Source organism: Streptomyces sp. NPDC046831 (assembly GCF_040645305.1).
Taxonomy (GTDB): Bacteria; Actinomycetota; Actinomycetes; order Streptomycetales; family Streptomycetaceae; genus Streptomyces.
In genome coordinates this window covers 54,392-77,487 of sequence record NZ_JBEYXZ010000019.1, presented here as the reverse complement: position 1 = coordinate 77,487, position 23,096 = coordinate 54,392, and the positions used below count along the sequence as shown (strand labels likewise).

Genomic DNA, 23,096 nt, shown 5'->3' with positions numbered 1-23,096 from the left:
GGAGGTCCTGTCCGACCCTGCGCGTCGTCGCCCGGAGGGCGGCCGCGCGTCGTCCGGTGCGTGCTCTCGGCGTGCCGCCCCCAGGCCTCCGTACGGGACGTGCTCGGGTCCGGGGCCGGTGCGGCGAGTGGGGGTATACCCCTTGCTCGAGCGAAGCCGAGAGCCTGGGGGAGCGTGCAGGGCGTCGCGCGGCAGACGCGCATGGTCAGACAGGGCCTAGCCTGGGATGTTGTCGAACGGGGCGGTCAGCTGACGCAGCAGGGCGGCCAGTTCGCTGCGCTGGGCGTGCGACAGCTCGCCCAGAATCGCCCTCTCCTGGTCGAGCAGGCCCGCGAGCGCCTGGTCCGCACGGTCCCGCCCCTCCACCGTCAGCCGGACCAGCACGCCGCGCCGGTCGCTGGGGTCGGGCAGACGCTCGACCAGGCCCTTCTTCGCCAGCCGGTCGATGCGGTTGGTCATCGTGCCCGAGGTGACCAGGGTCTGGGTCAGCAGCTGCCCCGGCGAGAGCTGGTACGGGGACCCGGCGCGCCGCAGCGCCGTCAGCACGTCGAACTCCCAGGGCTCCAGGCTGTGCTCGGCGAAGGCGAGCCGGCGCGCGCGGTCCAGGTGCCGGGCCAGCCTGCTCACCCGGCTGAGCACCTCGAGCGGTTCCACGTCGAGGTCCGGGCGCTCCCGGCGCCACGCTGCGACCAGCCGATCGACCTCGTCCTCCATGGCGATCAGTGTAGTGGTTGTGTCGATGTGAAGTCTCTTGACATCGACTGTCTTGATGTCAAGATATCTCCGGGGGACGTGATGGCAGCGGGCCGCACGACCCCGAGGGCACCGCGGTCACCGACCGCCGAGGACATCCAGGAGGCCGCCATGCCGTCCCCCGTGACCCCCCGCTGGGACCCCGCCCAGTACCTGCGCCACGCCGGGCACCGCGCCCGCCCTTTCACCGATCTGCTCGCCCGCGTCCCCGATCCGCCCGGCGGCCGTCCCCGCGTGGCCGACCTCGGCTGCGGGCCCGGCAACGTCACCGTCCTCCTCGCCGACCGCTGGCCCGCCGCGCACGTCACCGGGTACGACAACTCGCCCGAGATGCTCGACGGGGCCCACGTCGACCACGAGGGCCCGACCCGCGGCGGCGGCCGCCTCGACTTCGCCCACGCCGACCTGCGCACCTGGACGCCGCCGGAGCCGTACGACGTCATCGTCTCCAACGCCACCCTGCAGTGGGTGCCCGGGCACGCCGGCCGCTTCGCCGACTGGATCGCGGCCCTGAGGCCCGGCGGCACCCTCGCCTTCCAGGTCCCCGGCAACTTCTCCGCCCCCAGCCACCGCCTCATGCGCGACCTCGCCCACTCCGCCCGCTGGCGCGGCCGCCTCGCCGGAGTCCTGCGCCACGACGACGCCGTCCTGACCCCGGCCGCCTACCTGGAGCGGCTGACCGGCCTCGGCTGCACGGCGGACGTGTGGGAGACGACGTACCTGCACCTGCTGAAGGGCGAGGATCCGGTCCTCGACTGGGTGAAGGGCACCGGCCTGCGCCCGGTCCTCACCGCCCTCGCCGACGACCCCGGGGCGCGGGAGGCGTTCGTGGCCGAGTACCGCGACGCCCTGCGCGAGGCCTACCCGGCCGGCCCGCACGGCACCCCGTTCCCCTTCCGCCGCGTCTTCGCGGTGGCCACGAAGGAGGCCTGAGGAGATGCTCACCGCCCTCGACCACGTGCAGCTCGCCGCCCCGCCCGGCGCGGAGGACCTGCTGCGGGCGTACTACGCCGGCGTCCTCGGGATGACGGAGGTCCCCAAGCCGCCGGCCCTGGCGGCGCGGGGCGGGTGCTGGTTCCAGGCCGGGGCCGTGCGGCTCCACCTGGGCGTCGAGGAGGACTTCCGGCCCGCCCGGAAGGCCCACCCGGGGATCGCGGTGACGGGCATCGAGGCCTACGCCTCCCGGCTGGCGTCCCGCGGCGCGCGGGTCACCTGGGACGACGGCCTCCCCGGCCACCGCCGCTTCTACTCCGAGGACCCGGTCGGCAACCGCCTGGAGTTCCTGGAGCCCGCCGGCCCTCAGGCGTGAGCGCGCCCGCGCCCCGTCAGCTCTTGCGGTGGCCGATCAGCCGCGGCTTCTGCTCCAGGCCGTCCAGGCCGTGCCAGGCGAGGTTCACCAGGTGCGCGGCCACCTCCGCCTTCTTCGGGCGGCGCACGTCCAGCCACCACTGGCCGGTCAGCGCGACCATGCCGACCAGGGCCTGCGCGTACAGCGGGGCCAGCTTCGGGTCGAAGCCGCGGTTCTTGAACTCGCGGCCCAGGATGTCCTCCACCTGGGTGGCGATGTCGGAGATCAGCGAGGCGAAGGAGCCCGTCGACTGGGGGATGGGGGAGTCGCGGACGAGGATGCGGAAGCCGTCCGTGTACTCCTCGATGTAGTCCAGCAGCGCGAACGCGGCCTGTTCGCACAGCTCCCGCGGGTGCCCCGCGGTCAGCGAGCTGGTCACCATGTCCAGCAGGCGCCGCATCTCGCGGTCCACGACGACCGCGTACAGGCCCTCCTTGCCGCCGAAGTGCTCGTAGACCACCGGTTTGGAGACCCCGGCCCTCGCCGCGATCTCCTCCACCGACGTGCCCTCGAAACCCTTGGCGGCGAACAGGGTGCGACCGATCTCCAGCAGCTGCTGGCGGCGCTCGGCACCGGTCATGCGGGTGCGCCGCGCGCGCCGCGGCTTGTCGTTGCTCGGGGTGCTGGAGTCGGTCGCCACGGCGACCATCATGCCGCCTTCGCGGTCTTCCTCCGGCGCCGGGAGCCGCCTTCACCGGTGTTGCGGCGGGAATCGATACGGGAGCGTGACGGCCAGCGCACGTCGTACGCCCAGCCCAGCTGCTCGAACCAGCGGATCAGACGGGCGGAGGAGTCCAGCTGGCCGCGCTCCACACCGTGCCGCGCGGAGGTCGGGTCGGCGTGGTGCAGGTTGTGCCAGGACTCGCCGCAGGACAGGATCGCCAGCCACCACACGTTGCCCGAGCGGTCGCGCGACTTGAACGGGCGCTTGCCGACCGCGTGGCAGATCGAGTTGATCGACCACGTCACGTGGTGCAGCAGGGCCACCCGGACCAGGGAGCCCCAGAAGAACGCCGTGAACGCCCCCCACCACGACATGGTGACCAGCCCGCCGATCAGCGGGGGCAGCCCCAGCGACACGACCGTCCACAGCGCGAACTGGCGGGAGATCGTGCGCAGCGTCCGGTCCTTGATCAGGTCGGGCGCGTACTTGTCCTGCGGGGTCTGCTCCTCGTCGAACATCCAGCCGAGGTGGGCCCACCACAGGCCCTTCAGCAGCGCCGGGACCGTCTCGCCGTAGCGCCACGGGGAGTGGGGGTCGCCCTCGTGGTCGGAGAACCTGTGGTGCTTGCGGTGGTCGGCCACCCAGCGGACCAGGGGCCCCTCGACCGCCATCGACCCCATGATCGCCAGCGCGATCTTCAGGGGCCGCTTCGCCTTGAAGGAGCCGTGCGTGAAGTGCCGGTGGAAGCCGATGGTGATGCCGTGGCAGCCGAGGAAGTAGAAGAAGACCAGCAGGCCGAGGTCCAGCCAGCTCACACCCCATCCCCAGGCCAGCGGCACGGCGGCGACCAGCGCGAGGAACGGGACGGTGATGAACAGCAGGAGCGTGATCTGCTCGATCGAACGCTTCTGCTCGCCACCCAGCGTCGCGGAGGGCAGCGAGCCGGTCGCCTTCGGGGCGTCTGCGATCACATCGGAGCTTGTGGTCATGGGCGTCCCCCGTGGGGTCGAGGATTACGGCAGGTGCCGCGGGCCGCGGAACCGGTCAGCTCCCGGGGAGTTCCCTACGGTTCCGTAACCTACGGCATCGTAAGTATGTCAGTGCGTCGCCTCGCGGCAAGAGCCCCTAGCCTGCGCGTCCGGGTCGACACCTAGACTTGGACTCGGTCGGACAGCGCGGTCCGCTCTGTTTTCTTCCCGGCTGCCCCCTCACTCAAGCGGCACCGCCGCGGGTGTGGATGCCCGGGTTCCCTCCCAGACGAGCTTCAACACTGCAAGGAGCCGCACCTGTGAGCAGTGCCGACGACCAGACGACGACCAGCAGCGAGCTGCGCGCCGACATCCGCCGACTGGGCGACCTCCTCGGTGAGACCCTCGTCCGGCAGGAGGGCCCCGAACTCCTCGACCTGGTCGAGAAGGTGCGCCGCCTGACCCGGGAGGACGGCGAGGCCGCCGCTGAGCTGCTGCGCGGCATCGAACTGGAGACCGCGGCCAAGCTGGTCCGCGCCTTCTCCACCTACTTCCACCTGGCCAACGTGACCGAGCAGGTGCACCGCGGCCGTGAACTGCGCGCCCGGCGCGCCGCCGAGGGCGGCCTGATCGCCCGCACGGCCGACCGCCTGAAGGACGCCGACCCGGAGCACCTGCGCCAGACGGTCGAACACCTGAACGTCCGCCCGGTGTTCACCGCCCACCCCACGGAGGCCGCGCGCCGGTCGGTCCTGAACAAGCTCCGGCGCATCGCCGCGCTTCTGGAGACCCCCGTCCTCGACTCCGACCGCCGCCGCCACGACACGCGCCTGGCGGAGAACATCGACCTGGTCTGGCAGACCGACGAGCTGCGCGTCGTCCGGCCGGAACCGGCGGACGAGGCCCGCAACGCCATCTACTACCTCGACGAGCTGCACGCCGGCGCCGTCGGCGACGTCCTGGAGGACCTGACCGCCGAGCTGGAGCGGGTCGGCGTCAAGCTGCCCGACGACACCCGCCCCGTCACCTTCGGCACCTGGATCGGCGGCGACCGCGACGGCAACCCCAACGTCACCCCCCAGGTGACCTGGGACGTGCTGATCCTCCAGCACGAGCACGGCATCAACGACGCCCTCGACATGATCGACGAGCTGCGCGGCTACCTGTCGAACTCGATCCGCTACACCGGCGCCACCGACGAACTCCTGCAGTCCCTCCAGGCCGACCTCGAACTGCTGCCCGAGATCAGCCCCCGCTACAAGCGGCTCAACGCCGAGGAGCCCTACCGGCTCAAGGCCACCTGCATCCGGCAGAAGCTGGAGAACACCAAGCAGCGCCTGGCCCGCAGCACCGCCCACGAGCCCGGCCGCGACTACCTCGGCACCTCCGAACTGCTGCGCGACCTGCGGATCATCCAGGACTCGCTGCGCGCGCACCGCGGCGGCCTGTTCGCCGACGGCCGCCTGGGCCGCACCATCCGCACCCTGGCCGCCTTCGGCCTCCAGCTGGCCACGATGGACGTCCGCGAGCACGCCGACGCCCACCACCACGCCCTCGGCCAGCTCTTCGACCGCCTCGGCGAGGAGTCCTGGCGCTACGCCGACATGCCCCGCGAGTACCGCGCCAAGCTGCTCGCCAAGGAGCTGCGCTCCAGGAGGCCGCTCGCCCCCACCCCCGCCCCCGTCGACGCGGCCGGCGCCAAGACGCTCGGCGTGTTCGAGACGGTCGGGCGGGCACTGGAGGTGTTCGGGCCGGAGGTCGTCGAGTCGTACATCATCTCGATGTGCCAGGGCGCCGACGACGTGTTCGCCGCGGCCGTCCTCGCCCGCGAGGCCGGCCTGATCGACCTGCACGCCGGCTGGGCGAAGATCGGCATCGTGCCGCTGCTGGAGACCACCGACGAGCTCAAGGCGGCCGACACGATCCTGGAGGACATGCTCTCCGACCCCTCCTACCGGCGGCTGGTCGCCCTGCGCGGCGACGTCCAGGAGGTCATGCTCGGCTACTCCGACTCCTCCAAGTTCGGCGGCATCACCACCTCCCAGTGGGAGATCCACCGCGCCCAGCGCCGCCTGCGCGACGTCGCCCACCGCTACGGCGTCCGCCTGCGCCTCTTCCACGGCCGCGGCGGCACCGTCGGCCGCGGCGGCGGCCCCAGCCACGACGCCATCCTCGCCCAGCCCTGGGGCACCCTCGAGGGCGAGATCAAGGTGACCGAGCAGGGCGAGGTCATCTCCGACAAGTACCTCATCCCCTCCCTGGCCCGGGAGAACCTGGAACTGACCGTGGCGGCCACGCTGCAGGCCTCCGCCCTGCACACCGCCCCCCGCCAGTCCACCGAGGCCCTCGCCCGCTGGGACGCGGCCATGGACGTCGTCTCCGACGCCGCCCACGCCGCCTACCGGCGCCTCGTCGAGGACCCCGACCTGCCCGCCTACTTCTTCGCCTCCACCCCCGTCGACCAGCTCGCCGACCTCCACCTCGGCTCCCGCCCCTCCCGCCGCCCCGACTCCGGGGCGGGCCTGGACGGCCTGCGCGCCATCCCCTGGGTGTTCGGCTGGACGCAGTCCCGGCAGATCGTCCCCGGCTGGTTCGGCGTCGGCTCCGGCCTGAAGGCCCTGCGCGAGGCCGGCCTCGACACCGTGCTCGACGAGATGCACGAGCAGTGGCACTTCTTCCGCAACTTCGTCTCCAACGTCGAGATGACCCTCGCGAAGACGGACCTGCGCATCGCCCGGCACTACGTCGACACCCTCGTGCCCGACGAGCTCAAGCACGTGTTCGACACCATCAGGGCCGAGCACGAACTGACCGTCCGTGAGGTCCTGCGCATCACCGGCGAGAAGGAGCTCCTCGACGCCCATCCCGTCCTCAAGCAGACGTTCGCGATCCGCGACGCCTACCTCGACCCGATCTCCTACCTGCAGGTCACCCTGCTGAAGCGGCAGCGCGACGCGGCGGCGGCCGGCGAGGAGCCCGACCCGCTGCTCGCCCGCGCCCTGCTGCTCACCGTCAACGGCGTGGCGGCCGGCCTGCGCAACACCGGCTGATCCGGCCGCACGGCACGAACGGGGGTGCCCCCGGGCTCCGTACGAGCCCGGGGGCACCCCCGTGGGAAGAGAACGAACCGGCCCCGCACACCCGGGGGCCGGCTCACAACGTCACGAACGCCCCCGTCAGCAGGGCCACCCCCGCGCCCGCCAGTACCCAGGCCGCCCGCGTCCGCCGCAGCCCGCCCGCGACCACCACCGACGCCAGCAGCAGCGCGCCGCCGAGCGGGGCCCAGGCGTACAGGATGCCGGCGGGTCCCGAGCGCACCACCTCGTCGGTGCCCGGCTTCACGATCACGCTGTACGTCTGTCCCAGGCGCACCCCGGCCGTGTGGGCGACCACGACCCGGTCCCGCGCCGTCGACCCCTGCGACACCGGCGCGTACGGGCCGCTGCACGTGTCCTCACCGCACCGCGTCACCCGCACCGTGCCGCTCTCGCGGCCCTTGGTCAGCATCACGTGCTGCGCCGTGCCCCACGACGCCCACACCCCGGCGACCAGGATCAGCGCCGCGACCGTGCCCATCGCCGCCGTGCGCCCGAACCGCAGCACGGCGGACGAGGCCCGGCGGGCGGTGGTGGTGGCGCTGGCAGGCATGGCCGGGATCATTGGCCACACCCTTGCGCCAGGTCAACTCGGCGGGGGACAAGTCAGGAGTTGTACGCGCTTTGCGCCCGCTCCAGGCCCTCCGTGACCAGACACTCCACCGCGTCCGCCGCCCGGTCCACGAAGTAGTCCAGCTCCTTGCGCTCCGCCGGGGAGAAGTCCTTGAGCACGAAGTCCGCCACCTGCATCCGGCCCGGGGGACGCCCGATCCCGAACCGCACCCGGTGGTAGTCCGCGCCCATCGCCTTCGTCATCGACTTCAGGCCGTTGTGCCCGTTGTCGCCGCCGCCCAGCTTCAGCCGCAGCGTGCCGTGGTCGATGTCCAGCTCGTCGTGGACCGCCACGATGTTGGCCACCGGCACCTTGTAGAAGTCCCGCAGCGCGTTCACCGGGCCGCCCGACAGGTTCATGTACGACATCGGCTTCGCCAGCACCACCCGCCGGCTGCCCGGCCCCGGCGGACCGATCCGGCCCTCCAGCACCTGGGCCTGCGCCTTGCCGGCCCGCTTGAACCGTCCGCCCATCCGCTCGGCCAGCAGGTCCACCACCATGAACCCCACGTTGTGCCGGTTCATGGCGTACTCCGGTCCGGGATTGCCCAGCCCGACGACCAGCCAGGGGGCGTTGGCGGGGGTGGTCACGTCCGTCTCTCCTTGATACGCGCCGGCCGCCGCCCCCCGTGCACGAGCACGGGAGAGCAGCGGCCGGCGAAACGATGGGGACTCGAGGGATCAGGCCTCGGCGGCCTCTTCGCCCTCGCCTTCCTCGCCTTCCTCGGCCTCGACCTGCGCGGCCACGACCTGCAGCACCACGGCGTCCTCGTCCACGGCCAGCGTCACACCGCTCGGCAGGGCGATGTCCTTGGCGTGGACCGAGGCACCGGCCTCCAGGCCCTCCACCGACACGGTCAGCGCCTCGGGGATGTGCGTGGCCTCGGCCTCGACCGGCAGCGCGGCCAGGATGTGCTCCAGCAGGTTGCCGCCGGGGGCCAGCTCGCCCTCGGTCTGCACCGGGATCTCGACCGTGACCTTCTCGCCGCGCTTGACCAGCAGCAGGTCGACGTGCTCCAGGAAGCCCTTCAGCGGGTCGCGCTGCACGGCCTTCGGGATCGCCAGCTCGTTCGACTTGCCGTCGATGTCGAGCGAGATCAGGACGTTGGGCGTACGCAGCGCCAGCAGCAGGTCGTGGCCCGGCAGCGTCAGGTGCAGCGGCTCGGAGCCGTGCCCGTACAGCACACCCGGAACCTTGTTGTCGCGGCGGATACGGCGCGCGGCACCCTTGCCGAACTCGGTGCGCGTCTCGGCGGCGAGCTTCACCTCGGACATTGCTCACTCCTCGTAGTGGTACGTGGAAAACGGTCGGGGTCACCCGGCCAACGAACGGCCTGCTACGAAGAGCGCGTCGATTACGGACCGCCGGTCCCGCCGAAAACGGGAACGGCCTCCCTCGCCGAGCAACTCCAGCAGTTTACTCGGAGAAGGAGGCCGTTCCCAAAACGATCTCCACGGGCGCGGGGCCTCGGGCGGACCCGGTGCCGGATCCTTCCTGCGCGGGACCCCTACTGCTCGTCGAACAGGCTCGTGACCGAACCGTCCTCGAACACCTCGCGCACCGCGCTCGCGATCGTCGGCGCGATCGACAGCACCGTGATCTTGTCCAGCTCCAGCTCGCCCGGCGTCGGCAGCGTGTTGGTCAACACGAACTCGCTCACCTTCGAGTTCTTCAGCCGGTCCGCCGCCGGACCCGACAGCACACCGTGCGTCGCCGTCACGATCACGTCCTCCGCGCCGTGCGCGAACAGGGCGTCGGCAGCGGCGCAGATGGTGCCGCCGGTGTCGATCATGTCGTCGACCAGGACGCAGATGCGGCCCTTCACGTCACCGACGACCTCGTGCACGGTGACCTGGTTCGCCACGTCCTTGTCGCGCCGCTTGTGCACGATCGCCAGCGGGGCGCCCAGCCGGTCGCACCAGCGGTCCGCCACCCGCACCCGGCCGGCGTCCGGGGACACCACCGTCAGCTTGGAGCGGTCCACCTTGTTGCCCACGTAGTCCGCCAGCAGCGGCAGGGCGAAGAGGTGGTCCACCGGGCCGTCGAAGAACCCCTGGATCTGGTCCGTGTGCAGGTCCATGGCCAGGATCCGGTCGGCACCCGCGGTCTTCATCAGGTCCGCGATCAGGCGCGCCGAGATCGGTTCACGCCCGCGGTGCTTCTTGTCCTGCCGCGCGTAACCGTAGAACGGCACGATCACCGTGATGGAGCGGGCCGACGCGCGCTTCAGCGCGTCGATCATGATGAGCTGCTCCATGATCCACTTGTTGATCGGAGCCGTGTGGCTCTGGATCAGGAAGCAGTCCGCGCCACGGGCGGACTCCTGGTAACGGACGTAGATCTCGCCGTTGGCGAAGTCGAAGGCCTTCGTCGGGACGAGCCCGACACCTAGCTGCTGGGCGACCTCCTCGGCAAGCTCGGGGTGGGCGCGGCCGGAGAAGAACATCATCTTCTTCTCGCCGGTCGTCTTGATCCCGGTCACAGCACTGTCTCCTCAGAGGTGTTCTCAGCCGGCTGTCGAGGGACCTCTCCAAAGCGCCTGAGAGGCCGTCTCGGCTGGTGGGGGTGCGGATGTGCACTTATCACGGTACGCCGTCCCAGACGTACGTGTTTCTGGTCAGGCTTCGCCTTCCGGCTCCCGGGACGCCGTCTCGGCCGCCTTCGCCGCCGCGCTCCCCGGGCGCTTGCGGGCCACCCAGCCCTCGATATTGCGCTGCTGACCACGGGCCACGGCCAGCGAACCCGGCGGCACGTTCTTCGTGATCACCGAGCCGGCCGCGGTGTACGCGCCGTCTCCGACCGTGACAGGAGCCACAAACATGTTGTCCGATCCGGTCCGGCAGTGCGACCCGATCGTCGTGTGGTGCTTGTCCTGGCCGTCGTAGTTCACGAACACGCTGGCCGCGCCGATGTTCGTGTACTCGCCGATCGTCGCGTCGCCCACGTACGACAGGTGCGGCACCTTCGTCCCCTCGCCGATGCGCGCGTTCTTCGTCTCGACGTACGTGCCGACCTTCGACTTCGGGCCCAGCCGCGTACCGGGCCGCAGGTACGCGTACGGACCCACCGACGCCTCCGGGCCGATCACGGCGCCGTCCGACACCGTGTTGTCCACGCGCGCGCCCCTGCCGACCTTCGTGTCCGTCAGCCGGCAGTTCGGCCCGACCACGCTGCCCTCGCCGAGCTGCGTCGACCCGTGCAGCTGCGTGCCCGGCAGCACCGTCACGTCCTGCTCGAACGCCACCGTGACGTCGACCCACGTCGTCGCCGGGTCGACCACCGTGACACCCGCGAGCATCGCGTTCGTCAGCAGCCGGTCGTTGAGCGTCCGCCGCGCCTCGGCCAGCTGCACGCGGTTGTTGATCCCCGCGATCTCGCGGTGGTCGGCGGCCACGCACGCGCCCACCCGGTGGCCCGCCTCGCGGAGGATCCCGAGCACGTCCGTCAGGTACTCCTCGCCCTGGCTGTTGTCCGTGCGCACCTTGCCCAGCGCCTCGGCGAGCAGCCGCCCGTCGAAGGCGAACACCCCGGAGTTGATCTCGCGGATGGCGCGCTGCGACTCCGACGCGTCCTTGTGCTCCACGATCGCGGTCACCGCGCCCGACGCCTCGTCCCGCACGATCCGGCCGTACCCGGTCGCGTCCGGCACCTGCGCCGTCAGCACCGTCACCGCGTTGCCGTCCTCGTCGTGCGTGGCCGCCAGGCTCCGCAGCGTCTCGCCGGTCAGCAGCGGGGTGTCGCCGCACACGACCACCACGGTGCCGTCGACGGAGCCGCCGAGCTCCTCCAGCGCCATGCGGACGGCGTGACCGGTCCCCTTCTGCTGCTCCTGCACCGCGGTGCGCACCTGCGGGTCGGCCTCGGTGAGGTGCGCGGTGACCTTCTCGCGGGCGTGCCCGACCACGACGACCAGGTTCTCGGGCTCCAACTCGCGCGAGGCGGCGAGCACATGGCCCACGAGGGAACGGCCGCAGATCTCGTGCAGGACCTTGGGTGTGGCCGACTTCATACGGGTGCCCTCACCCGCTGCGAGAACGACGACGGCTGCCGGGCGAATGGCGCTCACGGAGTTGCCCTTCGGCTGTGGATGGGTGGGGGTTGGACATCCGCAGGATACCGGGGCGTTTCCGGGGGGAGACGGGAGCGGCCGGACTCGGCGGCCGGGGCCCGGACCGCCGGTGACCGGCTGTGGCTCCCCCGCAAGGATTCGAACCTTGTCCTGCTGGTACCAAAAACCAGTGTGCTGCCGGTTACACCACGGGGGACGGCGCTTCAGACCTTACCGGAGACGCGCCCGCGCCCGGGCGGTGATTCCGCGCTGCCGGCCCGGACAAGCGCCCGGATCCGCACCGTCCGGGCCGCCCGGCGCGGATCCGCGGCGGGATGCGGCCCTCACGTCGCGGACCCACCGCGGGACGGGGCTTTCGCGTCGTGGCGCCGTCGTCCGCTCCCGCGCGCCGGCGAAGTCGGCCCGGCTGCGCGGGAACGCACGCCGCGCGGGCCGTTCGGCCGGAATGGGCCGTTCCGCGGTATACCGTCCCGGGCTCGGCAGTTCGGTGGACAGCGGTTGTTTTCGGTGCTGTTCGATCACCGGGCGCGGTGTGGGGTGGTAGCGGAAACTCGCCGGAAAAGCCGGGGGCGGCGCCCGTAGGCTGGGAGGCATGACCACGACGGGGGAAGAGCACGCGGCGGCCGTGACCGGGCCGTGGTGGTGGGCACGGTGGCGCAGCGCGACGCTCGACGGGACTCTGGCGCTGGTGTCCGCGCTGGAGTGCGCGGCGGAGGGTGTTCCGTTCGCCCGGGACGCGGGGATCCCGGTGTCCGCGGGGATCGTCTTCGGACTGCTGGCCGGCTCGGTGCTGCTGGTGCGGCGCCGCTGGCCGATCGCGGTGGTGCTGGTGGCGATCGCCATCACGCCGGCCCAGATGGGCTTCCTGCTAACCATAGTCGGCCTGTACACGCTGGCGGCCTGCGAGCTGCCGCGCCGGGTCATCGCGGCGCTGGCCGGCATGTCGCTGGTCGGGACGATGATCGTGACCTTCGTGCGGGTGCGCCAGGACACGGCGCGCGGTGACCTGACGCTCGGGGACTGGTTCGTGCCGTTCGCGGCGGTGACGACGTCGCTGGGGCTGACGGCGCCTCCGGTGCTGCTGGGCCTCTATGTCGGGGCGCGGCGGCGGCTGATGGAGAGTCTGCGGGAGCGGGCGGACAGCCTGGAACGGGAGTTGCAGCTGCTCGCGGAGCGGGCGGAGGAGCGGGCGGAGTGGGCCCGCAACGAGGAGCGGACCCGCATCGCGCGGGAGATGCACGACGTCGTGGCGCACCGGGTGAGCCTCATGGTGGTGCACGCGGCCGCGCTGCAGGCCGTGGCCCGCAAGGATCCGGAGAAGGCGGTGAAGAACGCCGCGCTGGTGGGGGACATGGGCCGGCAGGCGCTGACCGAGTTGCGCGAGATGCTCGGGGTGCTGCGCAGCGGCGACGGGGGGCAGCGGCGGGCGCGGCGGGAGCCGTCCGGGGCGCCGTTGGCGGCGGTGGGGGTGGCCGCCGCGGCGGCGGCCTCCCGTGCGGTCGGGGCGCCCGTGGGGTTTGCGCCGGAGGGGCCGGGGCCGAGCCTGTCGGAGCTGGACGAGCTGGTCGAGCAGTCGGCGGCGGCCGGGATGGTCGTACGGCTGTCGGTGGAGGGCCGGGCGCGCCCGTACGCGGCGGAGGTGGAGCAGACGGCGTTCCGGGTGGTGCAGGAGGCGCTGACGAACGTCCACAAGCACGCGGCGGGAGCGAAGACGCATGTGCGCCTGGCGCACCGGGTGTCGGAGATCGCGATGCAGGTGGAGAACGAGCCGCCGCCGGAGCCGGGGTCGGCGGACGCGGCGCGGCTGCCGTCGGGGGGGAACGGCCTGCTCGGGATGAGGGAGCGGGTGCTGGCGCTCGGGGGCGTGTTCGTGTCCGGGCCGACGGAGGCGGGGGGCTTCCGGGTGTCGGCGGTGATCCCGGCGTCGTGAGGCCGGGCGGTGGCGGACCCGGGGGCGTCGGGAGGCCAGGTCTGGTGCGACCTGTGGGCGGCGTGAGGTAGGGCACCGTGCCCGGACCGGAGCGTGGAGGGTCGGGCGTTGTGGGCCGGGCCGGACCGGACCCGTGGGGGCGGGTGCCGGCGTGCCGGGGGTGCGGCGGCCCGGGCTCTCAGCCCGCGGTCAGGCGTACGGGTGCTATGCCGGAGATCAGCGCGGACAGGGCCTGGTCGACGTCGGGGCCGAGGTACCAGTCACCGGTGTGGTCCAGGGCGTAGACGCGGCCCTCGGCGTCGACGGCGAGGAGGGACTCGGTGTCGGTCTCGGCGCCCAGGGGGCAGACGTCGGTGCCGAGGGCGCGGCCGAGGTCGCCGAGGGTCCGGGCCATGTGCAGGCCGTGCAGCGGGTCGAGGTGGAGCGCGGCGGGGGCGACCTGGCGGCCGGGGCCGGCCGCGGTGACGTGCAGGCCGCCGAACTCGGCCCACGCCTCCACGGCGGCCGGGAACACCGTGTGGCGGTGTCCGGCGGGCGAGGCGTGTTCGCGCAGGGTGTCGGCCCAGATCTCGGCCTGCTTCATGTCCCAGCGTCCGGGGTGCCAGCCGGCGGCGCGCAGGGCGGCGTCGACGGGGACGGCGAAGCGGGACGGAGGTCCGCCCTGTGCGGGCGGAGCGGGGAGCCTGGGGGGCGTGGAGCGGTCGGTGTGCATCTGCCCTTCGTTCGTCGAGGTCGTCGGGGTCGTCGGGGTCGTCGAGCCGCGGCTTCGGCCCGCGTGGGGTGGTCGCCGCGGTGTCGTGCCACCGGTCGCGCCGTGGTGCGGGGTCGTGGAGCGGCCCGCCGGGTCAGCCGTCCGTCGGCGTGGGGTCGACGATGCGGACGCCGAAGTGGGCGCTGAGCGCGGTGCAGGCGCGGCAGGGCGCGGCGAAGCCGCCGTGCAGGGGGTCGCCGTCCTCGCGGATGCGCCGGGCGGTCAGCTTGGCCTGCTTCAGGGCCTTGCGCGCTTCGCCGTTCGTCATGGGTTTGCGGGAGGCGCGTTTGCTGCGGGCGGCGTCGGCGACGGTGATGTGCCGGGAGATGAGGATGGTCTCGGCGCAGCGGCCGGTGAAGCGGTCGCGCTGGGCGCTGGTGAGCGCGTCGAGGAAGTCCTGGACGAGGGGGTGCAGCGCGGGGGGCTGGTCGCCGCGTGCGGCGGTGCCGGTGAGCGTGGCGCCGCGGACGGACAGGGCGGCGGCCACGGTGGGGAGTATGCCGTCGCGGCGGTGGCGGAGGGCGGGAACCTGGGGCGTTCCGGTGCCGCTCCAGCCGATCCGCGGGTCGCCGGAGGCGGTGCCGTGCGGTTCCGTCTGCGTCGCGTTCATGATCGTCTTTCCCTCCGGAGCATCCCCCCGAAGGACACAGAGTGCCAAATGCCGTGGGGGGTGCGGAAGCTGGGGCGGTGCGACACGCCCGGTCGGGTCGGTGCGTCACGGCGGGGTGACGGCTGGTCACGGAAGTGGTGGGCCGGTGACCGGTGTCCGCGTACCGCATAGGCTGTCGGCACCCGCATGCGTGCGGTCAACGCGTTGGAGAGAAGTAGTCGATACGGGCCGCGGTGGGCCGGTCTGGGACCGGTGGCCGCGGGCCGTACAGAGTGCCGCAGGGGGCAACCGCCATGACGACAGGTCGGCTCGGGCTGGGGGTACCACCACCCGGCCGCCAGGCCGGGGGAGACGCCGTGCCGCCGAACGCGGCCTATGCGGGGCAGGTCGTGCACTTCCCGGATCCGGTGCGGGCGGCACGTCACCCGGGAGGGGTGCGGGTCGACGACCGGGGCTACCCCGACTTCTCCGCGTACGCGCGGGCGGCCGTGGAGATCGCGGAGCCGCCGGAGGGTTTCGGCGTCGACGAGTTGCGGCTGACGGACTACGTGTCGGCGAACGCCGCGCTGGCCGCGTCGGGGCACGAGCTGTGGGACACGGTCGGCTACGTCGCGACGCCGCACGGCTGGACGTGGCACCACGTGGCGGGCGGGCGGCGCCTGGAGCTGGTCCCGGTCGAGGTGAAGGCGCTGCTGCGCCACCACGGCGGGATCGCGACCGCGAACGTCGACCAGGGCAAGCGCGGCACGCGGCCGTTGCAGGAGACGCGGCCGGCGCACTTCGGGCTGCCGAAGTCGGGCGTCGCGGTGTCGGAGCAGCAGGTGCAGGGCGTCGAGGAGGACCTGGGGTACCGGCTCCCGGGCGCGTACCGGTCCTTCCTGAAGGCGGCGGGCGGCTGCGCGCCCGTCGGCACGGCGCTGGACGCCCAGTTGGGGCTGCTGATCGACCAGCCGTTCTTCACCGTGCGGGAGGAGGCGGCGGTCAACGACCTGGTCTACGTCAACAAGTGCCTGCGGGATCACCTGACGAAGGACTATCTGGGTGTCGCCTTCGTGCAGGGCGGTCTGCTCGCCGTGAAGGTGAGGGGCGACCGGGTCGGATCGGTGTGGTTCTGCGCCTACGACGACGTGCGGGACGTCGATCCGTCGTGGACGCAGGCAGAGCGCGTGGAGCGGCTGTTGCTGCCCTGCGGTGAGGACTTCGACGCGTTCCTGTCCCGGCTGGCGGGTTCCCCGCCGGAGCTGGAGACGGTGGCGAACCTGATGGTGGACGGCGGTTTCGCGCGTGCCGTCCCGGTTTCTTCCGCGGGGGAGTGAGCTTCGGCGATGGTGACGTTCGCGCAGGCGCAGGAGCGCGCGGAGGAGTGGGTCAACGGCGACGTGCCGTCGTACCAGCATCGTGAGGTGCGGGTACGGGAGTTCGAGCTCGGATTCGTGGTGTGGGCCGAGGACCGCGCCGACGGGCCGCGTTCGGACGGGGGCGCGCAGCGGCTGGTGATCGCCCGGGACAGCGGCGAGGCCACGCTGTGGCCCGCGCTGCCGGTGGGCGAGGTGATCCGCCGGTACGAGGAGGAGTACGGCCGCCCGGACGTGCCGGCCGGGCCGGCGGTGGCGCCGCCGGCGCGGGTGGACCTGAACCAGACGTCGTTCCTGCTGAGTCCGCCGGAATGGCTCCAGGAGGCGGCGGACAAGCTGGGCATCCCGGATCGGCGTCCCGGGGCGGACGCCGGGGCCGGGAGCGGCTCGACGGCCGGCGCCGGGGCCGGCGGTGATGCGCCGGCTGGTGGTGGTGGCGCCGTTGCCGCGTCCGCGGGGCCGGGGTCCGCCGAAGGCGGCGCGCTGCCGTGGACGCAGGCCGGGATGCCGGGCGCCGCGCCGGCCGCTCCGGGCCCGGACGCCGGCCCGGGCTCCGCCGCCGGGTCGTACACCCCCGGTGCGCAGGGCTCGCCGGCGACGCCCGCCGGGGCCACGCCCTGGGCCGGGACGGACACCAACGCCGAGACCGGTGACGACCGTTCCGTGCCGCTGCCCGCGACCGTGTTCGCGCCGCCGCTCAGCGGCTCCGACGACGACACCCCGCCGCCTGCGCCCACCGCCGCTCCCGACGCGAAGACGGCGCTGATGGCGGGCGGCAGCCACCTGCCGCGCACCACGACGGCACCGGCGCTCGGCGACTCCGGCACCTCCCCCGCGGCGGGTGCTCCGACGGCGCAGCCGGCACCCGGCGGTGCGGCGGGAACGTCCGGCGGTCCGGCCGCCCCCGGTGCGCCGGGCTCCGCGCAGGGCAGCGTCCCGCCGCCTCCGCCCCCGGGCGGACCGTCGTACGGCCATCCGCAGGGTCCCGGTGCTCCGGTGCCCCCGCCCGCGGACGGCTCGACGGGGTCCGGACGGCCGCTCGCGGCGAATGCCGGCGACATCGCCGATGCCGCGACCAGCAAGGCGGCGCCTCCGCCGCGACGCGGGGCGACTCCGCCTCCGCCGCCTCCGCCTCCGCCGGGTGCCCCGGGGACTCCCGGCGCGCGACCGGGCGTGCCCGCGCCGCCCCCGCCCGGTGGTCCCGGTGCGCCGGCGGGCGGGTACGCGCCGACCCAGCTCGTGTCCTCGCTCGGACGGGAGGGGCCCGAAGGAGCCCCGCAGCCGCCGGGTGCTCCGGGGACGCCGGGTGCGCCGGGTGGTACGCCTCCCGGTGGCGTCCACCATGCGGCGACGATGTTCGCCGACCCGAGCCGACCGGGCGGCGCGCCGCAGCCCCCCGGCCCGCCGGCTCCCCCCGGCGCGCCCGGCGCTCCGGGTGTGCCCCAGCCGCCGGCCGCTCCGGGCCTGCCCGGCGTGCCCGGGCCCCACCCCCCGCAGCCGCCGGGCGCGCCGGGTGGTACGCCTCCCGGTGGCGTCCACCACGCGGCGACGATGCTCGCCGACCCGAACCGGCTCGGCGGCGCCCCGCAGCAGCCCGGCCCGCCCGGCGTGCCGCCGGGTGCGATGCCGCCGCCACCGCCGCCCGCGCCCGGCCAGGTCCCGCAGCCGATGCCGGGTCAGCCGATGCCGGGTCAGCAGCCGCCGGCGTACGGCTATCCGCAGCAGGGTCAGCCGACGGTCGGTCCCGGCTACCAGGCCGTGCTGCGCTACCGCGCGCACGACGGGTCCGAGCAGCAGCTGATCCGGCGTTCGGCGCCGGGTGTTCCGCACCCGGAGTGGCAGATCTTCCACGAACTGCGCGCCATGAACGTCCCGCCGGACCAGGTGCTGGAGCTGCACACGGAACTGGAGTCGTGCGAGCTGCCGGGCGCCTACTGCGCGCGGATGATCCGCGAGCAGTGGCCGCAGGCCCGGATCACGAGCATCGCCCCCTACGGCACGGACCACGCGAGCCGCCGGCAGGGCATGCAGCAGCTCCTGGCGCACCAGGGCGAGCTGCACCAGGTGGCCGACGGCCCCGCGCGGCCGGGTCCGGTGCGGGCGCCGCTGCCGCCGGTGCAGCCCGTGCCGCCCATCCCGCCGGAGGGCGTCGCGCAGGAGCTGGCGGGCGCGTTCGGGCCGGGCGTCCACCGGTTCGAGCAGGCAGCGGTCTCCCGCCAGGGCGTGCCGCCGATCGTGGCGCACACCCTGGTGGTGGCGGGGCTGCCGCTGGACATGGGCCCCTTCTTCTGGGCGCAGGCCCAGCCGGGGCGGCCCGTGCCGACCCTGGCGGAGCTGGCGGCCGAGCGCGGGGTGCGGCCGGCGCCGGACGCCGGCTCGTACCTGGTGATGGGCAGCGACTTCGGCAAGGCCGTGTGCGTGCAGTACGGCACGGCGAACATCGTCGCGGTGCCGGTGGAGGCGGGGCCGGGCGGTACGTCCGTGCCGCCGCAGTTCGTCAACACCGGGCTGCCGGAGTTCGTGCGCTGCCTGGCGCTGCTCGGGCGGATGTGGCGGCTGCGGTTCGGCCTCAACCAGGAGCAGGCGGGCCGCTGGACGGTCGACTTCCAGGCCCAGCTCGCCGCGCTCGACCCGGCGGCGCTGGCGTCTCCCGAGAGCTGGTGGTCGGTGCTGCTGGAGCAGATGTGGGACGGACTGCTGTGAGCCGCTGACGCGGCGCCGCGCAGGGACGAACGGCGCGCAGCGCGTGGTGGACGAGGGCCGGGCCCGGTCGTGCGACCGGGCCCGGCCCTCCCGCGTTCCGTTCCGGCCGATGGGGGACGGGGCGGTCCGGCTTGGCCCCGGTCGCCGGCGGCCCGCTCACGGACCCGCCCCGGCAGGGACGCGCGTCCGAGGCCGGTGCAGGTCAGGACGGGGGCTGCGAGGCCGGTGCGTGGGCCGGCGCATCCGCGTCCGATGCGTCCGGCTCCACGAGCTCGATCCCGGCCGCTCCGGCCAGGTCGTTCGGCGCCGGCGCCGTCGGCGGGAGTGACCGGCCGTCAGCACGGACGCTGGCTACGTCCGGAGTGTCGCGTTATGAGTATTTACGCCCTATAGCTCAAGATGTCCGCGCAGTCATCCTTACGCGTCCGTTCGGCGGAGAGGGGTTCCAGGATGAGCGGCCCATCGGTGTCGCCCCACGGCTTCGTGGTCGTGCGGCGGCGCGGTTACCGTCCCGACCAGGTCGACGCGTACGCGGACGCCCTCTCCGACGACCGCGACGCCGCCTGGGAGCGCGCGGCGCGGCTCACCGTCCTCGCCCGGCACATGGAGGCGGAGGTCGTCCGGCTGCGGGAGGCCGTCGAGGCGCTCGTCCCGCAGGACTACGCGTCGCTCGGTGACGGTGCCCGGCGGCTGTTCGCGGCCGGGCAGGACGAGGCGGAGGCCGTCCGGGAGCGGGCGCGGCGGGAGGCGCGGCGCATGGAGGAGGAGGCGCGGGCGCAGGCGGAGGGCGTGCTGCAGGCCGCGCGCAAGCAGGCAGACGCGGTGCGCGCCGAGGCCGACGAGCACGCCCGGCGGCGGCTTCTCGCGGCCGGTGCGGAGGTGCACGACATCCGCGTCGCGGCCCGGCGCCAGGTGCGCAGAAGCCGCGCCGAGGCGCTGGCCGACCTGCGGCACAAGCGGCAGCTCGCCGAGGCGATGCTGGCCGACCAGGCGCGCGAGCACGCCCGGCGGCTGGCCGCGGCTGAGCGGGAGGAGGACGGGCGCCGGGCCGCCGTCGACGCGAAGTACGCCGAGCGGGCGGCGCGGGCCGAGGCGGCGCTGTCCGCGGCGGCGCGTGCGCTCGCCGACGCGGAGGAGTCGGCGCTGCGCGGGCAGGAGGAGGCACGGGCGCGGGCGGCACGCGTGCTCGCCGACGCCCGGCGCCACCGGGAACGGATCGCCCGGCAGGCCGAACGGATGCTGGGCGAGCACGGCGAGCTCTGGGACGGCCTGCGCGAGCCGACGCACACGGTGCACGGCGACCTCGCGACGCTCACAGGCCCGACACGGCCGACGTAACGGTCGACACGCGAGCAGGCCCCTCGGCCGACCGGGTGCGTGCGCGCCCCCGACCGGCCAGGCGTGCGAGCACACGCCCGACCGGCCGCGCACCTCCCCGGCACTGGCGACCGGCCGTGCGGCTGCGGCCGTTCGGACAGGCCTCTTCCGAAGGGGTGAGGCAGACTCAGCCGTACGGCTGAACGCGCCCGCCGCTTCCCCTTCGTGCGTACCAGGGGCCGCGGCCGCACCGAACGGGCGGCCGCCTTCCCGCTCAGCCGCCCCTGCGGACCGCGCCCGCCAGGATCAGCCCCTCCACCGCCTCGTACTGCCGGCGTTGTCCGTCCGTCTTGGCGCGGCCGGAGGCGAGTGTGCCGAGCCAGCCGCAGAGGAAGCCGAGGGGGATGGAGACCAGGCCGGTCGTCGTGAACGGGAAGTAGGCGAAGTCGGCGTCGGGGAACGCCGCGACGGGGGAGCCCGAGACCAGGGTGGTGCCCGGCATCAGCACCAGGACCGCGAGGCTGCCGCCGATCAGCGTGCACATCAGGCCCGTCCGGGTGAACCGGCGCCAGAAGAGGCTGTAGACAAGTGCGGGGGCGATGGCGGAGGCGCCCAGGCAGAAGCTCAGGGTCACCAGGTGCTGCAGGCTGCGGTGCTGCACGAGGGTCGCCAGCGCGATCGTCGGGACGCCCACGGCCAGCGCCGAGACACGCGCCAGCGTCATCTCCCGGCGCGGCGGCATCTCCTGCACGCGGGCCGCGAAGACGTCGTGGGCGAGGGAGTTGGCGCAGGCGAGGATCATCCCCGAGACGGAGGCCAGCAGGGTGAGGAAGATGGCCGTGGTGACCGTGGTGAAGAGGAAGGTCTCCACCGGGGAGACCTCCGCGCCGAACACCGCCCTGGACCCCAGCAGGTAGGCGGTGTTGCCCTGCGGGTCGGCCTGCGCGATGGCCGCCCGCCCGATCAGCGCGGTCGCGCCGAAGCCGACGACCGTGATCACCAGCACGAACAGCGCCACGCTCGACACCGCCCACGACATCGACCGGCGGACCTGCCGGGCGCTGGAGGCGGTGTACATGCGCATGGTGACGTGCGGCAGGCACGCCCCGCCCAGGACGATCGTCAGCTCCGAAGTGATCATGTCCAGGCGGGGGCTGGCGCCGCCGGCGAACTCCAGTCCCGAGTGCAGGAAGGCGGGCCCGACCCCGCTCTGCCGCGCCGCCGCGTCGAACAGCGCGCCCGGGTCCCAGCCGAACCGGTGCAGGATCAGCAGGGCGACCACGACGCCGGAGCCGAGCAGCATCACGATCTTCAGGATCTGGATCAGGGCGGTGCCCTTCATCCCGCCGATCGCCGCGTAGCTGATCATCAGCACGCCCAGGCCGATCACGCAGCCGGTCTGCAGGGAGTCCCCGGAGAAGCCGAGGAGGTAGGCGAGCAGCTGCCCGGTGCCGGCCAGCTGCACCAGCATCAGCGGCATCAGCGCCGCGATGGTCACCGCGCACGCCGTGATGCGCACGCCCCGGCTCGGCATCCGCCGGGCCAGCACGTCGCCCATGGTGAACCGGCCCGCGTTGCGCAGGGGTTCGGCCAGCAGGAACATCAGCAGCATCAGGGACAGCGCCGTGCTCAGCGCCAGTACGACCCCGTCGTAGCCGCACAGGGCGATCACGCCGCCGGTGCCCAGCACGGACGCCGCGGAGATGTAGTCGCCCGCGATCGCCAGGCCGTTGCGCAGCGGGGACAGGGAGCCGTAGCCGGTGTAGAACTCGTCGAGGTCGTCCCGGTCGGGGCCGGTCATCACACACAGCAGCAGCGTGAGCGTGGCGACGGCCGTGAACGCCACCAGGGACGTCGTCTGCGCGGATCCGCCGAGTTCGGTCGTCATCGGGTCGCCTCCCGCGGGGCGTCCAGGCCGGCCTGCCGGCGGATCCGGTCGGCCAGCGGGTCGACGGAGCGGCGGGCGGTGCGTTCGTAGAGGACGATGGCCAGCCAGGTGACCGGCAGTTGGACCAGGGCCAGCAGCAGCCCGGTGGTCAGGCCACCGGTGACGGTGCCCGTCATGAACGACGGTGCGTACGCCGACAGGACGAGGAAGAGGACGAAGTAGCCGAGCGCGGTGAGCGTGGCGACCCGCCGCTGCCGGCGGTAGGCGCCGCGCAGGACGCGCAGGTCGCCGTGGTGCTCGGGCGCGGCCCCCTGGGGCGAGGACCATCGGGCGGCTTCGGGCCGGTGCGCCGGCGGCTGCCAGGGGTGGGCCGGGCGCGACGCGAACGCGCCCGGCACGGGGTACGGCCCGGACGCCGGCGGGCCGGACGGGGGAACGGCGGACGACGGCGGCGCGTCGTGCGACGGATACGGGTACGGGTGCGACATGTCGCGGGGTGGACGGAACTGCGACGGGGAGGGGTCGTAGGACATCCCGGTGCTCCTTCTGGCTCCTTGCACGGCTCGGTCCGGTGCGGCGGACCACAGGGAGTGGGGGGCTGAGCGAGTGACGCACGCTACTCGGCGAGCGGGATCTCCGTGGAGTTTTCGCCAAACTGGCCGGTCGGTATGCCCTTGTGCCGCCGCTTGGGCGCCGCGCGGCCTTGACCCTCACGCGGCGGCAGGGTGGAGCCTGGATGGGCCGCAGGGTGGAGACGACCCCGAGGCGCCTCCGCCTGCCGGTGGACGGCCCCTAGGGGTTGCTCCTTACCCGGGGTCGGGGAGGGGTCGTCCCGACGGAGGACGAGAAGGCGGGGGCCTCGTCCTTAACCTGGCTTTACGCCGTGGGGGCGGCGCACCGGACCGACGGGGGTGGGGTTTTCCCCAGCGCGGGACTGCGCTGGGCACCAGCGCGCCGGAACCCTCCGCCGACCAGAATCATCGACGTACCACCTCGCACGGCACGAACCCGTGACACCGCTCGGCGTCCGCG

At 73.6% G+C, this 23,096-nt stretch carries 19 protein-coding genes and 1 tRNA gene; 7 read left to right on the top strand and 13 right to left on the bottom strand.

The window, feature by feature from the left end; translation table 11 throughout:
- Positions 1 to 216: 216 nt before the first annotated feature.
- On the bottom strand, positions 217 to 714 hold the full coding sequence (gene tamR, locus ABZ920_RS18145; RefSeq protein ID WP_361505382.1) for a MarR family transcriptional regulator TamR: 498 nt from the start codon (positions 712 to 714) through the stop codon (positions 217 to 219).
- A 150-nt stretch (positions 715 to 864) separates the two neighbouring features.
- Here tamR and ABZ920_RS18140 point away from each other — a divergent pair, with 150 nt between their 5' ends.
- Together ABZ920_RS18140 and ABZ920_RS18135 are read left to right on the top strand one after the other, a co-directional pair.
- A complete protein-coding gene (locus ABZ920_RS18140) occupies positions 865 to 1,686 on the top strand; it encodes a trans-aconitate 2-methyltransferase (protein ID WP_361505379.1) in 822 nt (273 codons plus the stop codon).
- Positions 1,687 to 1,690: 4 nt separating this feature from the next.
- Complete coding sequence (locus ABZ920_RS18135; protein WP_361505376.1) at positions 1,691 to 2,062, top strand: VOC family protein; 372 nt, start codon at positions 1,691 to 1,693, stop codon at positions 2,060 to 2,062.
- Between the two features lie 16 nt (positions 2,063 to 2,078).
- On the opposite strand, the gene ABZ920_RS18130 is transcribed toward ABZ920_RS18135, so the two are convergent.
- Together ABZ920_RS18130 and ABZ920_RS18125 are read right to left on the bottom strand one after the other, a co-directional pair.
- Positions 2,079 to 2,753, bottom strand: coding sequence for a TetR/AcrR family transcriptional regulator (locus ABZ920_RS18130; protein ID WP_361505373.1), 675 nt, complete (start codon positions 2,751 to 2,753; stop codon positions 2,079 to 2,081).
- Complete coding sequence (locus ABZ920_RS18125) at positions 2,750 to 3,754, bottom strand: acyl-CoA desaturase (protein WP_361505370.1); 1,005 nt, start codon at positions 3,752 to 3,754, stop codon at positions 2,750 to 2,752. Before ABZ920_RS18125 ends, ABZ920_RS18130 begins: the two co-directional genes overlap by 4 nt.
- A gap of 299 nt (positions 3,755 to 4,053) precedes the next feature.
- Here ABZ920_RS18125 and ppc point away from each other — a divergent pair, with 299 nt between their 5' ends.
- Positions 4,054 to 6,783 (top strand): phosphoenolpyruvate carboxylase, encoded by a 2,730-nt coding sequence (gene ppc / locus ABZ920_RS18120; protein WP_361505368.1) that lies wholly within the window; start codon positions 4,054 to 4,056, stop codon positions 6,781 to 6,783.
- A 103-nt stretch (positions 6,784 to 6,886) separates the two neighbouring features.
- On the opposite strand, the gene ABZ920_RS18115 is transcribed toward ppc, so the two are convergent.
- The 6 genes from ABZ920_RS18115 to ABZ920_RS18090 all read right to left on the bottom strand — a co-directional run bounded on the left by ABZ920_RS18115 (position 6,887) and on the right by ABZ920_RS18090 (position 11,706).
- On the bottom strand, positions 6,887 to 7,393 hold the full coding sequence (locus tag ABZ920_RS18115) for a hypothetical protein (protein WP_361505365.1): 507 nt from the start codon (positions 7,391 to 7,393) through the stop codon (positions 6,887 to 6,889).
- Positions 7,394 to 7,434: 41 nt separating this feature from the next.
- Entirely contained in the window at positions 7,435 to 8,031 is a 597-nt protein-coding gene (gene pth / locus ABZ920_RS18110; RefSeq protein WP_361505362.1) for an aminoacyl-tRNA hydrolase, read from the bottom strand.
- A gap of 90 nt (positions 8,032 to 8,121) precedes the next feature.
- Positions 8,122 to 8,715 carry a 50S ribosomal protein L25/general stress protein Ctc gene (locus ABZ920_RS18105; protein ID WP_361505359.1) on the bottom strand — a complete coding sequence of 198 codons (594 nt, stop codon included), beginning with the start codon at positions 8,713 to 8,715 and terminating at the stop codon, positions 8,122 to 8,124.
- A 233-nt stretch (positions 8,716 to 8,948) separates the two neighbouring features.
- A complete protein-coding gene (locus tag ABZ920_RS18100; RefSeq protein ID WP_361505356.1) occupies positions 8,949 to 9,923 on the bottom strand; it encodes a ribose-phosphate diphosphokinase in 975 nt (324 codons plus the stop codon).
- A 135-nt stretch (positions 9,924 to 10,058) separates the two neighbouring features.
- Positions 10,059 to 11,507 carry a bifunctional UDP-N-acetylglucosamine diphosphorylase/glucosamine-1-phosphate N-acetyltransferase GlmU gene (gene glmU / locus ABZ920_RS18095; protein WP_361505353.1) on the bottom strand — a complete coding sequence of 483 codons (1,449 nt, stop codon included), beginning with the start codon at positions 11,505 to 11,507 and terminating at the stop codon, positions 10,059 to 10,061.
- A 123-nt stretch (positions 11,508 to 11,630) separates the two neighbouring features.
- A tRNA-Gln gene (locus ABZ920_RS18090) sits at positions 11,631 to 11,706 on the bottom strand.
- A 396-nt stretch (positions 11,707 to 12,102) separates the two neighbouring features.
- Between ABZ920_RS18090 and ABZ920_RS18085 the strand changes: the two genes are divergently transcribed.
- Positions 12,103 to 13,440: a histidine kinase gene (locus ABZ920_RS18085; RefSeq protein WP_361505351.1), complete on the top strand. Its 1,338-nt coding sequence runs from the start codon at positions 12,103 to 12,105 to the stop codon at positions 13,438 to 13,440.
- A 178-nt stretch (positions 13,441 to 13,618) separates the two neighbouring features.
- On the opposite strand, the gene ABZ920_RS18080 is transcribed toward ABZ920_RS18085, so the two are convergent.
- Positions 13,619 to 14,152 carry an SUKH-3 domain-containing protein gene (locus tag ABZ920_RS18080; protein ID WP_361505348.1) on the bottom strand — a complete coding sequence of 178 codons (534 nt, stop codon included), beginning with the start codon at positions 14,150 to 14,152 and terminating at the stop codon, positions 13,619 to 13,621.
- 133 nt (positions 14,153 to 14,285) lie between these two features.
- Positions 14,286 to 14,801, bottom strand: coding sequence for a YwqJ-related putative deaminase (locus ABZ920_RS18075; protein WP_361505345.1), 516 nt, complete (start codon positions 14,799 to 14,801; stop codon positions 14,286 to 14,288).
- A gap of 293 nt (positions 14,802 to 15,094) precedes the next feature.
- Here ABZ920_RS18075 and ABZ920_RS18070 point away from each other — a divergent pair, with 293 nt between their 5' ends.
- The 3 genes from ABZ920_RS18070 to ABZ920_RS18060 all read left to right on the top strand — a co-directional run bounded on the left by ABZ920_RS18070 (position 15,095) and on the right by ABZ920_RS18060 (position 20,197).
- Positions 15,095 to 16,117, top strand: coding sequence for an SMI1/KNR4 family protein (locus ABZ920_RS18070; RefSeq protein WP_361505343.1), 1,023 nt, complete (start codon positions 15,095 to 15,097; stop codon positions 16,115 to 16,117).
- Between the two features lie 9 nt (positions 16,118 to 16,126).
- Entirely contained in the window at positions 16,127 to 18,859 is a 2,733-nt protein-coding gene (locus ABZ920_RS18065; RefSeq protein WP_361505340.1) for an SUKH-4 family immunity protein, read from the top strand.
- Between the two features lie 450 nt (positions 18,860 to 19,309).
- Positions 19,310 to 20,197 carry a DivIVA domain-containing protein gene (locus tag ABZ920_RS18060; RefSeq protein WP_361505337.1) on the top strand — a complete coding sequence of 296 codons (888 nt, stop codon included), beginning with the start codon at positions 19,310 to 19,312 and terminating at the stop codon, positions 20,195 to 20,197.
- 253 nt (positions 20,198 to 20,450) lie between these two features.
- Here ABZ920_RS18060 and ABZ920_RS18055 read toward each other — a convergent pair whose 3' ends face one another.
- Together ABZ920_RS18055 and ABZ920_RS18050 are read right to left on the bottom strand one after the other, a co-directional pair.
- Entirely contained in the window at positions 20,451 to 22,064 is a 1,614-nt protein-coding gene (locus ABZ920_RS18055) for a cation acetate symporter (RefSeq protein ID WP_361505334.1), read from the bottom strand.
- Positions 22,061 to 22,597 (bottom strand): DUF485 domain-containing protein, encoded by a 537-nt coding sequence (locus tag ABZ920_RS18050; protein ID WP_361505332.1) that lies wholly within the window; start codon positions 22,595 to 22,597, stop codon positions 22,061 to 22,063. The genes ABZ920_RS18055 and ABZ920_RS18050 overlap by 4 nt, the downstream gene beginning before the upstream one ends.
- Positions 22,598 to 23,096: the final 499 nt, after the last annotated feature.

Bases quoted from the DNA above. Each gene is read 5' to 3' on its own strand.
- tamR (WP_361505382.1), bottom strand. From the start codon at position 714: ATGGAGGACGAGGTCGATCGGCTGGTCGCAGCGTGGCGCCGGGAGCGC.
- ABZ920_RS18140 (WP_361505379.1), top strand. From the start codon at position 865: ATGCCGTCCCCCGTGACCCCCCGCTGGGACCCCGCCCAGTACCTGCGC.
- ABZ920_RS18135 (WP_361505376.1), top strand. From the start codon at position 1,691: ATGCTCACCGCCCTCGACCACGTGCAGCTCGCCGCCCCGCCCGGCGCG.
- ABZ920_RS18130 (WP_361505373.1), bottom strand. From the start codon at position 2,753: ATGATGGTCGCCGTGGCGACCGACTCCAGCACCCCGAGCAACGACAAG.
- ABZ920_RS18125 (WP_361505370.1), bottom strand. From the start codon at position 3,754: ATGACCACAAGCTCCGATGTGATCGCAGACGCCCCGAAGGCGACCGGC.
- ABZ920_RS18115 (WP_361505365.1), bottom strand. From the start codon at position 7,393: ATGATCCCGGCCATGCCTGCCAGCGCCACCACCACCGCCCGCCGGGCC.
- ABZ920_RS18105 (WP_361505359.1), bottom strand. From the start codon at position 8,715: ATGTCCGAGGTGAAGCTCGCCGCCGAGACGCGCACCGAGTTCGGCAAG.
- ABZ920_RS18085 (WP_361505351.1), top strand. From the start codon at position 12,103: ATGACCACGACGGGGGAAGAGCACGCGGCGGCCGTGACCGGGCCGTGG.
- ABZ920_RS18080 (WP_361505348.1), bottom strand. From the start codon at position 14,152: ATGCACACCGACCGCTCCACGCCCCCCAGGCTCCCCGCTCCGCCCGCA.
- ABZ920_RS18075 (WP_361505345.1), bottom strand. From the start codon at position 14,801: ATGAACGCGACGCAGACGGAACCGCACGGCACCGCCTCCGGCGACCCG.
- ABZ920_RS18070 (WP_361505343.1), top strand. From the start codon at position 15,095: ATGACGACAGGTCGGCTCGGGCTGGGGGTACCACCACCCGGCCGCCAG.
- ABZ920_RS18065 (WP_361505340.1), top strand. From the start codon at position 16,127: ATGGTGACGTTCGCGCAGGCGCAGGAGCGCGCGGAGGAGTGGGTCAAC.
- ABZ920_RS18060 (WP_361505337.1), top strand. From the start codon at position 19,310: ATGAGCGGCCCATCGGTGTCGCCCCACGGCTTCGTGGTCGTGCGGCGG.
- ABZ920_RS18055 (WP_361505334.1), bottom strand. From the start codon at position 22,064: ATGACGACCGAACTCGGCGGATCCGCGCAGACGACGTCCCTGGTGGCG.
- ABZ920_RS18050 (WP_361505332.1), bottom strand. From the start codon at position 22,597: ATGTCCTACGACCCCTCCCCGTCGCAGTTCCGTCCACCCCGCGACATG.